Here is a 13,980-nt window from a genome sequence, read left to right on the forward strand (position 1 = left end):
GCAATTGCTAAAAGTAATAAAATCTGGAAATATTCCTGTTTGCCGGGTAGAATTCAACCGATATTTTTCTAATTTCATGTCTGGAAATTTTTAAAATAAATCGTCATGAAATTCACTCTATTCTTTTCTTTTATCCTTTTTTTTACCTGGAACCTCAGCATGGCGCAGGAAAGCTTTTTAGGCATACAAAACAGCCAGCGTAAAGGCATGATCAATGCATTGATGAATCCTGCGGAGTTAAATAATCTCACCAAAAAAGTGGAAGTATCCTTTTTTGCAGTGGGAGAAGCAATGGATAACAACATGCTCTCTTTTCAGGATATCATCTCAGACCCTGGCCAATGGGAAAACCTGTTTCAATCTGTTTCGGATCCGGTAAATCTACGTACTGATTTCGCTGTTTTAGGTCCTTCCGCAGGCATCCGGTTTGATAAATGGTCCCTTGGACTCACCTCTCAGCTGAGGGGCAAGATAGATGTTATTGATTTTAATCCGGATTTAGGGGATGCCATTGTAAGCGAAAGTACCTCCGGTACCACCAATCAGGCACAGTTGGACATTCCCTATAATCAACGTATCAATGCCGTTGGATGGATGGAATTGGGTTTAATGGCCGGGACCTCGATTTGGGAGACCGAAACCCAATCCCTCTCGTTAGGAGGACATTTTAAACTTTTATTTCCTGGTACCTATGCCAATTTCGGTATGGATGAAATTCAGGCTACGCTGCTGTCGGGACCTGATCAGATCCGGCTGACAGATTCCCGGGGTAACCTAAACCTATCCTACGATGATCGCTGGGATACTGGAAACGGGCTAGCCTTCGATACGGATTTATGGAGGGGTTTTGCTCCAAAAGGTTTTGCTATGGATCTGGGCTTGAATTACCTGCTGAAGCGGGGAGATAAACCCTTTGTCAACCTGGGTTTGTCCCTGAAAAATCTAGGAGGGATGACGACTACAGAAAACCAAACCACGCGAAATTATACCATGAATATTCCGGAAAATGAATCCTTTCGCATCGATAATCTACAGGGTTCGGCGGCGGAAATTGAACAGCAATTGGTTGATAGCGGCTATTTTACCATTTCCAATGACATTTCGCAAAACCGCATACAGTTGCCCCAATTTTTGGCCGCCTATGTTGAGTTTAGCCCGGTGAGGCAATTCCAGATTTCCCTATATGGACAAAAGAGAATGCAGGATGAAAATAGAAACAGCCAGCTAAGTTCGTCAGATCTGCTGGTATTGACCCCCCGGTTCATTGCCGGAAAGCTAGAAGTGTATTCCCCCTGGATGCAGCATCAGGTGTCGGGACTGACGGGTGGGTTGGGCTTACAGTATGGGGGCTTCTTTCTTGGCAGCCAGTCCATTCTAACCGGTCTGATGGGGGACAGTAACCGATTGGATGTCCATTTTGGCTTATCCTGGGGCTTTTGAGCGGTTACTGCGGCAGCGGTCCGAACAATACAGAACTTGTTCCCAATTTTTTTCCCATTTTTTTCTCCAGGTAAACGGCCTCCCGCATACCGGGCAAATTTTCTGTGGAAACGGTCTTTGCATCTGTTCAGGGCAAGGGTGAATTTATTTAATGATTTCCCTGATATTTTGTTCAGACAAATCGGAAAAAGATTTTCCGCTCCTGTTAAAGAAAAAATACTGTTTCGTAGCCGCCCCGGGCCACATTTCTGTAAATAATTGGTCCTTTCACAATTGGAATTGCTATATTGGATTGTCAATAGAAACCGTTTAACCCAACGAATATTCATGTTATCCAACGAGCAAAAGAAACAAATTGAAATCCAGGGAATGCCCCTTGATACCGTAGAAGAACAGCTAAGAAACTTTGAAAAAGGCTTTCCATTTTTAGAAATCCAGAATCCCGCAAAAATCGGGGAAGGAATTCGGGTGCTGAATGAGCAAGCGTTGAAAAAAGCAATGGAAGATTACGAGGCTGCTGCTCCTTCGAAGGTACTGGTAAAGTTTGTTCCGGCCAGCGGTGCGGCCAGCCGGATGTTTAAAAATCTATTCGGGTTCCTGGAACAAGAGAACCCCTCACTGGAAAAAGACTCCTTTGTCCGGCAATTTTTTGATTCCCTCAAATCATTTGCGTTTTACGAGGATTTGGATAATGAATTGAAAAAAGCAGGCAGCAGTGTGGATGCGGCCTTAAAAGAAAAGAACTATAAAAGCATCTTACGCATGCTTCTGGAGGATGAAGGACTTGGATACGGAAATTTACCCAAAGGCCTGTTAAAATTCCATGCCTACGGAAATGAAAACAGGACTCCCGTAGAGGAGCACTTCGTGGAAGGAGCTCAGTATGGAGCCGGCAAAGAGCATACGGTACGATTACATTTTACCGTTTCCCCGGAGCACCAAGAGAAATTTGAGCAAAAGGTAGCGGAGGTGAAACCGGCTATGGAAAAGAATTTTGGAGTGAAATTTGAGATCGAATTTTCTCAGCAACAAAAGGCTACCGACACCATAGCTGTAGACCTGGACAACCAACCGTTTGCAGAAGAAGGTGGGGAAATCCTCTTTCGCCCTGCTGGCCATGGCGCCTTGCTGGCAAACCTGAATGAAATTGAGGCCGATCTGGTATTTATTAAAAATATTGACAACGTGGTACCAGACCGGTTAAAAGACACCACTACCCGGTATAAAAAAGCCATTGGAGGAGTCTTGCTGCAAGCGCAGTCCAGCACCTTTCAGGCCTTAAAAGACCTGGATGAGGAAGTAAGCGAAGCCTCCGTGGCGAATGCCCGAAAGGTATTTACCGAAACGATTGGAGGCAAGCTACCCGATTCTTTTTCATCCATGGGCCTGGAAGAAAAAGCACGCTATCTTCGGGAAAAACTCAATCGTCCTATCCGGGTATGCGGAATGGTTGAAAATACCGGCGAGCCCGGTGGAGGGCCTTTTTGGGTAAAAGAAGCGGATGGGTCGCTTTCCCTGCAAATTGGAGAAACCGCCCAGCTAAATCTGGACGATCCGGATCAGCAGGCCAAATTACAAGCGGCAACCCATTTTAATCCGACCGACCTGGTCTGTGGGATTCGGGATTACCAGGGAAAGGCCTTTGACTTGATGGCGTTTAGGGACCCGAAAACCGGCTTCATCACTCAAAAATCCAAAAGCGGAAGGGACTTAAAAGCCCAGGAGCTTCCAGGCCTCTGGAATGGCTCCATGGCCCACTGGAACTCGATTTTCGTGGAAGTACCCCTGATCACTTTCAACCCGGTCAAAACCATTAATGATCTATTACGTGATGTACATCAATAAATCGATAACCTATCCAACCAACTATTCATCCATGCACTACATACATTTTATTTCCAGAAGAATCCTTGCTATCGTTTTCTTTAGCTTGTTATCGATGATATTGATATCCTCTCCCGCATTGGCGCAGATTGGCGTGGGCGCAGAGCCCCCAAAAGAGGCCGAACTGCTTTTTAATGGCAAAAAAAGCTCCCTCCATAAAAACTGGACCTACTGGGAAGGGCCCAGGCTAGCTGCCAAATTACCCATAAAATGGGAGATTGTGCCGGATCCGGTAGATAAAGGCACCGCGGTTAGTGCCAATGATCCTGCCGGAGCTGGTGGAAAATATGGGGCTGCCGATATTGTCACCAAACAAAAATTTACCGATTTTCGCTTGCATGTGGAATTCCTGATAAAAGAGGAAGGGGGCAATAGCGGTGTCTACCTGCAAAACCGGTACGAGATACAGATATTGGATGGAGATAGCACCGATCATGGCATGGCCGCAGTGATTAACGAAAAGGCGGCTCCTTACCGGGTTTACAAGGGACTGGGCCAGTGGAATGCTTATGACATACAGTTTCGCGCCGCCCGGTTTGATGAAAGTGGAAAGGTAACCGACAAGGCGATGACCACCATCTATTTTAATGGTGAAAAGATACACGAAAACGTACCCATTCAACAGGTCTGGGGAGGAGCAAATTCAGGTCTGGATGGGGGTAGAGATGGAGGAAAGGGCATCACCGACCGTCCGGGAGGAATTAAGCTTCAGGCCGAAGGTCACGAGGTATTGTTCCGAAATATATGGGTGCAACGCCTGGCCCTTGATGAACCGGATACGAATTTCTAACTCCCGCCGCAGTCCACAGGATTAAATGCGATTCCAAATTGCATTTTTCATTCTGGCAAAATTTTTGATCATTCGCTATTTAAAAATACTATGAACTTTAAACGCATATTTGGCCCCTTGCTTACATTGATAGGATTGGGTGGTCTTATTTATGGAGCGTATCTTTTTTTGGTTCCGGAGGATGGAGATTGGAAAACGATACTGGTGCTGTTAGTTTTGGGCCTGATTTTTTTTAGTTCCGGATTGGGCCTATTAAAAACGACCAAAGACCGAAGTTAAGGCCTGTACATCCCCGTATCCGGACTCCGTTCGTAAAATGGAAATAGGGCAAGGTTGTAAGTTTCAGGAATAAAGATTATGTTAAGGGGTGGATTATCACCATTATCTTTATTAAATTAATGAAAACCCAACACCTTACCGCAGGATTGGCACTGCTGATCCTCCATTCCTGTCAGCAACCCAGGCAAGTTACCAGCAAGGTTGACCTTCCCGATCCCCGGGCTTCTACCTATGTGGAAGCAGATCCCGATCCCATCTATGCTGCCCATGTCCGGACGACTCCCTTTCAAACTCCGGAAGAAGAAATGGCGGATTTCGTTCTTCCCCCCGGATTTGAGGTGAGTTTGTTTGCCTCCGAACCGGACATTACCAAACCCATCAACATGGCCTTTGATGAAAAAGGGAGGTTATGGGTAAGTCAATCGTCAGAATACCCTATCAAAGCAGGTGCAGGGCAGGGAACGGATCGAATTAGCATTCTGGAAGATACCGATAAGGATGGAAAAGCAGATAAAATCACGCATTTTGCAGAAGATCTGAATATCCCCATTGGGGTGCAGCCGGTAAAAGGAGGTGCCGTGGGATTTAGCATTCCAAACCTCTACCGTTTTTACGATACGGATGGGGACGATAAAGCCGATAAGCGGGAAGTGCTGCTCGGTCCCTTCGAAACCCGGGACACCCACGGCATGGTCAATAACCTTTTCCGAGGGTTTGACGGATGGATACATGCCTCCCATGGCTTCAGTAATGTTTCTACCGTAGCAGGAAAAGACGGGGATTCCATTAAAATGGTCTCCGGCAATACATTCCGCTTAAAATTAGACGGCAGCCGGGCAGAAAAAACCAGTGATGGCAGAATCAACCCCTTTGGTTCGGACCTTGATGCACTGGGATACCACTATTCAGCCGATTGTCATACCCTTCCCATTTATCAGCTCATCCGAAACGGAAATTACACCCAATGGGGGAAAAAGGAACCCAATAGAGGCTTCGCTCCTACCATGATGGATTACGGGCTTAATTCTACCGCTCTTTCAGGCCTGGTTTATTACACGGACACGCAATTTCCCGAAGCGTATCAAAACAGTTTTTATTCCGGTGATGTGGTTACCTGCCGCATCAGTAGAAGCACCATGAATTTTACCGGATCCACGCCGCAGGCGACCAGGCAGGCCGATTTTCTGGTTAGTAAAGATCCCTGGTTCCGACCCGTAGACATCAAGGTGGGGCCAGATGGTGCGCTGTACGTAGCCGATTTTTACAACCCCATTATCGGGCACTATGAGGTGCCCCTGGATCATCCGGAACGAGACCGTACCAGCGGCCGTATTTGGAAAATCACCTACCAGGGCCAGGAAAGACCCGTGACGGACTGGTCCAGGGCAAGCATGGCGCGGCTGATAGAAGCCCTTGAAGATCCGGTCCTACAGACCCGCTTGCTCGCCACCGATGAATTGGTGGACCGGTATCAGGCAGAGGCCGTTCCTTCACTTGAGAAAATCGTAAACCATAAACGCAGCCCCTCCCGGCAACTGGTGCAGGCCTTGTGGGCACTCTACCGGATGGATGCGCTATCTGAGGCTAAGCTGGGGAAAATGTTGAATCATCCGGACCCTTTAGTGAGGGTGCATGCCCATCGAGTTTTAGGGGAACATGTGGTATTTAATGACACGCAGTTTCAGTGGACGCTGGAGGGACTGAAAGACAGTAGCCCACATGTACAGCGCGTAGCCGCAGAAAACCTGATCCTTCATCAGGATGTGAAAATGATTCGCCCTCTGATGCAAACCTATATGGAAACACCGGAAGTCGACAGCCACCTACGTTATGCCCTGCAACATGCTTTTTATAACCACGCTAAACAAGCGGAAATCGCAATGGCCATCGCCAGCGGTTCCTGGAATGAAGCGGAAGCCGAGCAAGTAGCCCTGGTATTTTCAGACGTTCATTCTCGCATCGCCGGAGAATATTTACTGGACTATCTACAAAATAACACGGTGTCAGAAAACCGGTTTTTGCCCTATTTGACATCCATCGCCCGAACCCTTCCCGCATCCAGAATGGCTGTGTTGGTACAAGTAGCCAGGCAAAAGGGAGGCGAAATCGCCCCGTATCGAAAAGCCCTTGCCATCAATGAAGGCTTGGTACAGCAGGGCATGGACTGGCCCGCAGAAATTAAGAACTGGAACCTTTCACTTAGCAAACAGATTCTGGATCAGCTTTCGGCCAAATCCACCCTGAGTGAAGAAGAATCGGAGTGCTTGCAGTTCGCCGCCGAAATGTCCGAAACTCTGAAAGTTCGCGAGCACCTCCCCCACCTACGACAGATGCTTGGCAATCCTTATTTAAAAGAAGACCTGCGGATAATGGCGGCAAATGCCCTGGTAGAAACCGATCCGGTGGCACAAGTGAATCATTTACAAAAATGGTTGACCGACCCGGAGCATCCACTGAGTTTTCGACGAAAAATCGCCGGTTCCATGGCCAGATTCAGTTCCAGTCAGACGTTAGACCTACTATCAACCGGCATGCGCAATGCTCCTATGGAGCTACAGGAATCCATCGCTGCCTTACTGGCCTCTGAAAATGCCGGAAAAGATAAGTTAATTTCCCTGATCAGGGAAGGTCAGGCACCCGCCAGAATATTGAAAAACCGAACGGTAGAAGAAAACTTCCTTTCAGGGGCTCGAGAAATCCAAAAAGAGGCATTTACTTCCCTCACTGAAAACCTCCTGCCGGTCAGCGAAGAACGGGAAAGGTTAATTGCAGAACGCGTGGATCATTTTGAGCAGAGCGAAGCGCAGGTGGTATCCGGCAGAACATTATACGAACAGCATTGCAGCATGTGCCATCGTATCGAAGAAGGCGGAGGCATGATTGGGCCCCAACTGGACGGTATTGGTAATTGGGGACTTTCCGCCCTGGCCACCAAAGTACTGGACCCCAACCGAAACATTTCCGAAAACTTCCGTACCTATACGCTGAAACTCAAAAATGGGCAAACCCGTTCCGGGCTCTTCCGGCGGGAAGAAGGACAGGTAATCGTGATGGCAGACCAGAGTGGACAGGAATTTTCCGTTCCCAAAACCGATATTATTGAACAAACCGCCTCTACCATTACGCTGATGCCGGATTATTTCAGCACCACCTTGAACCAGGAACAGTTCAACGATTTGATGAATTACCTACTTAACCTTAGATAAGATGTTATACCGATTCGCCTTTAATGCCAAATTTCCGACTGCTCTCATCGTCCTGATGGGAAGCCTGTGGTCATTTGCCTGCCTGGCGCAGCAAAACCAATCCGGCACACCTGCTAAAGCTATTTCCTTCAAGAAACATACCCTCAGCACCACCTTTCTGGCAGAGGGAGTAGCCATCGGGGATGTCAACCAGGATGGCTTGATGGACGTGATGGCCGGGGCTTATTGGTTTGAAGCACCGGATTGGACGGCCCACGAACTGGAAGAACCGCAAACATTTCATTACGACAAGGGCTACAGCAATGCCTTTATTAGCTACGGCATGGATGTCAATCAAGACGGATGGGTAGATTTTGTCCGAATTGGTTTTCCCGGGAAGGAGGTACAATGGTTTGAAAATCCCAAAAACCAGCCCGGACACTGGAAGGTCCACCTGATTCACCAATCGCTTGGCAACGAGTCGGCAGGCTTTTTTGATGTAGACCGGGACGGTATCAAGGATATCGTAGGCAGCATTCCGGAAACGGGAGAAATGGTCTGGTTCAAAGCACCTGCCGGCCCAGACAATCTGGAATGGACAAAATACCCGATCAGTGAAAAAGAAAGTCCGGGCACGGCGCAGTTTGCCCACGGTATGGGCATGGGGGACATCAACGGGGATGGAAGGGAGGACCTGCTCATCACAGCGGGTTGGTGGGAAGCCCCCGAAGACCCTACCAAAGGCCCCTGGGAATTTCACGCCGCCAATCTGGGCGAACCAGCAGCACAAATGTACGTGCAGGATTTCAATGCAGACGGTCTGCCGGATGTGGTTTCATCCTCTGCCCATCAATTGGGTATCTGGTGGCACGAACAGAAAAAATCCGGGCAGTGGGAAACCCACCTGATCGACGATTCCTTTACGCAAACGCATGGAATGGAATTGGTGGATATCAATGGAGACGGGCATCCGGACCTGGTTACCGGTAAACGGTATTTTGCCCATATGGGAAACGACCCCGGAGAATACGACACCCCCTATTTGTCCTGGTACGAATTTGTTCCGGGGCCTGACCCTGAGTGGATCCAGCATGTGATCGATACCGATTCCGGTGTGGGGGTTCATGTGATTACAGAAGACTTTAACGGCAACGGGCTGGTGGATATCGTGGTAGCCAATAAAAAGGGAGTATTTGTATTTGAGCAACTGAGATGAGGTCCCAATGCTAAAGTCGGGGTATTGGCTGAGCTGCTGAATTGCGGTACCTGCGCGGTATTTCCAGGCCCCAATACCTGATAAGGAACCATATTCAGAGATTTCTTTGTCCTCATCTAATCGGGCAAGTCCAGCGGATACAGCTAATACGCCCGCACGCGGTCCTTGTGGATACCAATCCTTTTTATGGTGGCTCAATTGATCTCCAATACTGTACAAGAAAACCAGCTTATAAGGACGGCAAAGCTACAAGCGTATACCCCATTTGTCGGAAATCGTTAACTACTATTTTTTTCTTCAATCCGCATCCTAGCGAAGCGATTCCACTTCTCGGGGAGAAGTTTCCAGCGGCTCGCCAAGTATCCTTGATCCATCGGCCGTAATCAAAAAATCATCCTCGATGCGGATACCACCAAACGTGCGGTATTTTTCCAACTTCTCATAATCAATAAAGTCCTTGCACCGGTTTTGGGCCTGCCAGGAATCCATGAGCTGGGGTATAAAATAAATTCCCGGTTCTACGGTAAGTACTTGTCCCTTTGCTAATTCTTTTCCCAATCGCAGGGATTTAAGGCCAAATTGACTGCTTTTTTTCAGTTCATCGGTATAGCCCACAATGGCTTCCCCCAGATCTTCCATATCGTGAACGTCCAGGCCCATCAGGTGTCCAAGTCCACAGGGAAAAAACAAGGCATGCGCTCCCTGCTGAACAGCTTCCTCCACGTCGCCTTTCATCAGTCCGAGGGTTTTAAGTCCCTCCACTAACTGCTTACAGGCCAGTAGGTGAATATCCAAAAACCGAACCCCCGGCTTCAGTGCTTCAATTGCCGCCCTATGGGCATTCCAAACTACTTCGTATATTTCTCTTTGGGATGCCGAAAACTGCTTCCCCACCGGAAAGGTACGGGTAATATCTCCTGCATAGTGCATGGCCGACTCGGTGCCAAAATCAGCCAGTAATAACCTCCCCTCCTCCAGTTTGTTCCCATAATGGTGGTTATGAAGGGTCTGCCCATTGATAGTAATAATGGGAGGAAAGGAAAGCCCTCCTCCTCCGGCAAGTGCTTCTCCGTTCACCAAACCGAGTAATTCGTATTCGTACATACCCGGTCGAGCCAGTTGCATGACTTTCCGGTGTAGTTGTACCGTTTGATTCACCGCTTTGGTTATTTCCACCATTTCTTCCTCAGACTTAATGGATCGTAACCTCGCAACGGCTTTGATAAATTCTTCAGAAACCTGCAGGGGAAGCTGATCTATATGAAGATGAAACCAATGCATGAGTTTCAGGCAATTTTCCGGTCGGTAAGGAGGCAGGTAATGGATCTTCCTGTGAGAGGCTTTGGCCAGGTAGGTTGCTGCTTCTTTCCAGGGCAAGGTTTGAGCAACTCCGACAGCCCGGGCCAAATCCGCCAATTTGGGTTGATCCCCATGCCAAACCAGTTGTTCCGTAGTTAGCTCGTCTCCGAAGATGATTTCCTTATCTTCGTCAATATCTATAACCGCCGCTAATCCGGGTACATCCAGTCCAAAAAAATACAAGAAAGAACTATCCTGCCGGAATGGATACCAGTTATCTTTAAAATTACTGCTACTTTCCTCGTTTCCTAAAAACAACAAGACACCCCCTTTCATGATTTTTTTGAGGTTTTTTCTTCTTTCAATGTACGTTTCTGTCGAAAATAAATGCATTGCGGTTAAAATCAGTTGGTATCCTTACGAGTTAAAATGGCCGTCTACACGCTAAACTTCTGCAAAATAGTTGGAATTTACAGGTTTATTAGAGTGAAATTCTCTCCCAGGTTGGTAAGGTGGGTCTCAAGGCCAGGGAATCCTCTATAATTTTGACTACCCGTTCGCGTTCTTTTCCTGCAAGCATCAGTCGGGGTGCCCGTACGTATTCGGTTCCCAATCCAGTGGCTACTTCAGCCAGTTTGATATATTGCACCAATTTGGGATGGATATCAAGTTCCAGGAGTGGGAAAAACCACCGGTAAATTTCCAGGGCTTCCTCCATTCTTCCCTCTTTTACCAGGCGATATATGGCGACCGTTTCGTAGGGAAAGGCGCAAACCAACCCTGCTACCCAACCTTCCGCGCCCAAGGCCAGACTTTCTAAAGCCAGGGGGTCTACCCCACCCAGAATTTTAAACCGATCGCCAAAGCGATTGATCATTTTAGTTATCAGGGTTAGGTCTCTGGATGATTCTTTGATGGCCTGTATGTTTTTGCAGGATTCCAGTTCCTCAAACATGTCTGGGGTCACCAGAATTTTGTAATCTATAGGATTATTGTAAACCATGATAGGCAGGTCGGTAGCACCGGCAATCTCCTTAAAAAAGGTTACCGTCTCACGGTCGTCTGCGTAATACCTCATCGGAGGAAGAACCATCAAACCTTCGATACCACTGTCATTGGCCGCTTCAACGGCCTCCACGGCCTTTTTAGTGGATTGTTCGGCGATGGTTAATACTACGGGTATTTTTCCCGATATCATTTCTACGGTCGATTTGACAAGAGTCTCCTTTTCCCGGTCGGTCAAGGTGCTGGCCTCCCCCAAACTACCTCCTAAAATAATACCATCGACACCTGCTTTTTGCTGAACCTTTATATTGGCAAGAAAAGCGTTTAAGTCTAGCTGGTCATCAGATGTGAATTTGGTGGTAATTGCCGGAAATACTCCTTTCCATTTTATCATAGCTTTGTTATTAAGTGTGTTAACGTAGTACTGAGCATTTTCTGATTATTAAAAAAACAATGTTTACCCTTTTCTGATCCGCTGCTTACCTTCCACCAGGAGTTAAGTTCTCCATCCAGAATTTTTCCATGGTCCTTCGAAGATGGAGTGATGTATTTTCTCTTTCATTGATCCCGTGCGCACGCATGGGATATACCATCATGGAAAACAGCTTGTTGTGCTGAATTAACCGGTCTGCTAACATCTCAAAGCTTTGGTAATGCACGTTATCATCGGCTGTTCCGTGCATGATCAGCAGGTTTCCTTCCAGGTTTTCAGCATGATTAATGGGCGAACCTTCGAAATATCCCTTAGGGTTGTCCTCCAGCAATCCCATATACCTTTCCTGATAGGTGGCATCGTAAAGTCGCTGATCCGAAACAAAGGAAACGGCAATGCCGGTTTTATATAACTCGGGGTATCGGAAAAGGCAGTTTAGGGTCATTTGCCCTCCCCCACTCCATCCCCAGATACCCACACGGGACGCATCGATGAAATCATAGGTGGAAAGGATTTTTTGCGCGGCGGCATATTGGTCCTTTGAGGCCAGAATCCCTATTTGTCCATAGATGGATTTCCGCCAATCCCTTCCTCTGGGGGTCTTTGTTCCCCTATTGTCGATGCTCATAACGATGTATCCCTTTTGCGCCAGGTATTGGTGCCAGAGATCACCATTCATCCAGCCGTCCTGCACGGTCGACCCCGCCGGTTCGCCATAAACATAAATGATTAGCGGGTATTTTTTGGACGGATCAAAGTCGACAGGCTTAATCATAAACGCATCGAATGTGACTTCTCCAATATCAATTTTCACAAATTCCTTTGGTCTGAGGCCCAACGCATCGTATTTTTCTTTCAACGCTCCATTATCTTCCAGCACCCGCAATTCCTTGTGCCCGGGAAGCTCAATCAGGGAAATCGTCGGGGGCGTAACGGCATTGTGATAGGTATGAATGGCAAACTGCGAATTTCCTGACAACTGGTAGGCATGTTGACCCGGGATGCCAGCCGGTGTAATCCGTTCCGCCTTCCCTGTTTCATGAATCGGACTTCGGTATAAATACCGTTGGGTGAAATTTTCAGGGGAGGCAATGTAGTATACAAAGCCTCCTTCCGGGTCTATATGGCTCACCCTTTCCACATCGAAGGCTCCCTGCGTCAGCAGCGTCATGGAGGCTCCATTTCGGGAAACTTTATAAAGATGGCGCCAGCCATCCCTTTCGCTGGTCCAGGTAAAAAACTGTTGATCATCCATCCAGATCAGGTTATCATGGATATCCAGAAAAGTCTCCTCATTTTCTTCCAGAATTTCGGTCAGTTCCATAGTCCTGGTATCCCCTATCCAAACGGTGTTTTTGTTTTGGGGCCGGTTAAGTTGCTGAATCAACACCTCCTGAGAATTCGGGATAAAATCCATTCTGGCCAGGTAATTACTTTGGGGATCACCGGGAATGTCAAACCATTTGGTAGCCCCCCCTTCCGCAGAAATAACCCCGATTTTTACGGAAGAAAGCCTTTCCCCAACCTTGGGATAGGGCAAGGGAATGGGCTGTGAATAAATAGAATCGATGTTGTTTATCAGGTAAAACGTACCTATATCCTGTGTATCGGAATGCCAATAGGCAATTTTTTCACCATCCGGACTCCATCTAAAACCATCTCTGCAACCCAACTCCTCCTCGTACACCCAATCAAAGGTGCCATTAATAATGTTTTCGTCGCCATCCTCCGTTAGCTGAGTGATTTCCTTACTAACCAAGGATTCAACGAATAGATTATGCTCACTTACATAGGCAATTTTAGAGGCATCCGGAGAGAATTTTGCAAACATCAGGCTGGAAGAAGAAAGCCCGACTCCCAGTTGCGTTAATTGCTTCTGATCCCTATCCAGTACCCAGTAATCTCCCCGGGTATGGTACCTCCATACTTTTCGGGTATTGGTAAAAAGCAATACTTTACTGTTATCCTCCGACCACTGGTAATCGGCCACCTCCAAAGGTTCCGTGGCACCAGCCGGAATTAACTCCTCCGCCGAAATGAGCACCGAACGATCCCCGCTGACCGCCTCATAACGGACAATATCATGCCCATCCAAGCTGGGGTTCTTTTCAATGCTGGAATAACTTTCCGAATCCTTCATCCAGCGGATGGGGCCGAATCGCTTCTGAGTAAACGCATTATCCCTGTAAATTCCCTCCAAACTAAGTGGTGCTTGGGAAAAAACCGGACCGGCAACCGTGAAAAAATAAAAAACAACTAAAACAATCTTTTTCATTAAATAATTCGTCTAATATTTACGCTAAACCCATACCGCTGACCTGCTAAATCAGCCGTTGGGATTTCAATTAACTACAGGCATAAAGATAGAGCCTTCGGAAGCATTAAGCATTCCATCATTTTATCCAAAAGATATGGTATTTTAACGAAAATGAAATTTTGATGCTTGAGG

At 47.3% G+C, this 13,980-nt stretch carries 10 protein-coding genes; 6 read left to right on the forward strand and 4 right to left on the reverse strand.

Features of this window, described 5'->3' with window-relative positions; all coding sequences use genetic code 11:
- The first annotated feature begins 105 nt into the window (after nucleotides 1-105).
- Nucleotides 106-1,440 (forward strand): DUF5723 family protein, encoded by a 1,335-nt coding sequence (locus tag GJQ68_RS02835; RefSeq protein ID WP_162415810.1) that lies wholly within the window; start codon nucleotides 106-108, stop codon nucleotides 1,438-1,440.
- Here GJQ68_RS02835 and GJQ68_RS02840 read toward each other — a convergent pair.
- The gene (locus GJQ68_RS02840; protein WP_162415811.1) at nucleotides 1,423-1,563 is read right to left on the reverse strand and encodes a DUF2256 domain-containing protein; all 141 of its coding nucleotides are present in this window, start codon (nucleotides 1,561-1,563) and stop codon (nucleotides 1,423-1,425) included. The genes GJQ68_RS02835 and GJQ68_RS02840 overlap by 18 nt on opposite strands.
- A 204-nt stretch (nucleotides 1,564-1,767) precedes the next feature.
- Here GJQ68_RS02840 and GJQ68_RS02845 point away from each other — a divergent pair, with 204 nt between their 5' ends.
- The 5 genes from GJQ68_RS02845 (at nucleotide 1,768) to GJQ68_RS02865 (ending at nucleotide 8,794) form a co-directional block, all read left to right on the forward strand.
- Nucleotides 1,768-3,285, forward strand: coding sequence for a DUF4301 family protein (locus GJQ68_RS02845; protein ID WP_162415812.1), 1,518 nt, complete (start codon nucleotides 1,768-1,770; stop codon nucleotides 3,283-3,285).
- A 94-nt stretch (nucleotides 3,286-3,379) separates the two neighbouring features.
- Nucleotides 3,380-4,114, forward strand: a complete 735-nt coding sequence (locus GJQ68_RS02850; protein ID WP_202927874.1) for a 3-keto-disaccharide hydrolase — start codon at nucleotides 3,380-3,382, stop codon at nucleotides 4,112-4,114.
- A 90-nt stretch (nucleotides 4,115-4,204) separates the two neighbouring features.
- Nucleotides 4,205-4,393 (forward strand): hypothetical protein, encoded by a 189-nt coding sequence (locus GJQ68_RS02855; RefSeq protein WP_162340614.1) that lies wholly within the window; start codon nucleotides 4,205-4,207, stop codon nucleotides 4,391-4,393.
- A gap of 119 nt (nucleotides 4,394-4,512) precedes the next feature.
- On the forward strand, nucleotides 4,513-7,599 hold the full coding sequence (locus GJQ68_RS02860; protein WP_162415813.1) for a PVC-type heme-binding CxxCH protein: 3,087 nt from the start codon (nucleotides 4,513-4,515) through the stop codon (nucleotides 7,597-7,599).
- 1 nt (nucleotide 7,600) lies between these two features.
- The gene (locus GJQ68_RS02865; RefSeq protein WP_162415814.1) at nucleotides 7,601-8,794 is read left to right on the forward strand and encodes an FG-GAP repeat domain-containing protein; all 1,194 of its coding nucleotides are present in this window, start codon (nucleotides 7,601-7,603) and stop codon (nucleotides 8,792-8,794) included.
- Between the two features lie 309 nt (nucleotides 8,795-9,103).
- Here the strand turns inward: GJQ68_RS02865 and GJQ68_RS02870 are convergent, their stop codons facing one another.
- The 3 genes from GJQ68_RS02870 to GJQ68_RS02880 form a co-directional block, all read right to left on the reverse strand.
- Nucleotides 9,104-10,486: an aminopeptidase P family protein gene (locus GJQ68_RS02870; protein ID WP_162415815.1), complete on the reverse strand. Its 1,383-nt coding sequence runs from the start codon at nucleotides 10,484-10,486 to the stop codon at nucleotides 9,104-9,106.
- Nucleotides 10,487-10,574: 88 nt separating this feature from the next.
- Nucleotides 10,575-11,492, reverse strand: coding sequence for a dihydrodipicolinate synthase family protein (locus GJQ68_RS02875; protein WP_162415816.1), 918 nt, complete (start codon nucleotides 11,490-11,492; stop codon nucleotides 10,575-10,577).
- An 85-nt stretch (nucleotides 11,493-11,577) separates the two neighbouring features.
- Entirely contained in the window at nucleotides 11,578-13,806 is a 2,229-nt protein-coding gene (locus GJQ68_RS02880; protein ID WP_162415817.1) for a S9 family peptidase, read from the reverse strand.
- Nucleotides 13,807-13,980: the final 174 nt, after the last annotated feature.

The organism is Cyclobacterium roseum, assembly GCF_010119225.1.
Classification (GTDB): domain Bacteria; phylum Bacteroidota; class Bacteroidia; order Cytophagales; family Cyclobacteriaceae; genus Cyclobacterium; species Cyclobacterium roseum.

Excerpts from the sequence above, each read along its gene's own strand:
- GJQ68_RS02835 (WP_162415810.1), top strand. The coding sequence starts at position 106 with ATGAAATTCACTCTATTCTTTTCTTTTATCCTTTTTTTTACCTGGAAC.
- GJQ68_RS02840 (WP_162415811.1), bottom strand. The coding sequence starts at position 1,563 with ATGCAAAGACCGTTTCCACAGAAAATTTGCCCGGTATGCGGGAGGCCG.
- GJQ68_RS02845 (WP_162415812.1), top strand. The coding sequence starts at position 1,768 with ATGTTATCCAACGAGCAAAAGAAACAAATTGAAATCCAGGGAATGCCC.
- GJQ68_RS02850 (WP_202927874.1), top strand. The coding sequence starts at position 3,380 with ATGATATTGATATCCTCTCCCGCATTGGCGCAGATTGGCGTGGGCGCA.
- GJQ68_RS02855 (WP_162340614.1), top strand. The coding sequence starts at position 4,205 with ATGAACTTTAAACGCATATTTGGCCCCTTGCTTACATTGATAGGATTG.
- GJQ68_RS02860 (WP_162415813.1), top strand. The coding sequence starts at position 4,513 with ATGAAAACCCAACACCTTACCGCAGGATTGGCACTGCTGATCCTCCAT.
- GJQ68_RS02865 (WP_162415814.1), top strand. The coding sequence starts at position 7,601 with ATGTTATACCGATTCGCCTTTAATGCCAAATTTCCGACTGCTCTCATC.
- GJQ68_RS02870 (WP_162415815.1), bottom strand. The coding sequence starts at position 10,486 with ATGCATTTATTTTCGACAGAAACGTACATTGAAAGAAGAAAAAACCTC.
- GJQ68_RS02875 (WP_162415816.1), bottom strand. The coding sequence starts at position 11,492 with ATGATAAAATGGAAAGGAGTATTTCCGGCAATTACCACCAAATTCACA.
- GJQ68_RS02880 (WP_162415817.1), bottom strand. The coding sequence starts at position 13,806 with ATGAAAAAGATTGTTTTAGTTGTTTTTTATTTTTTCACGGTTGCCGGT.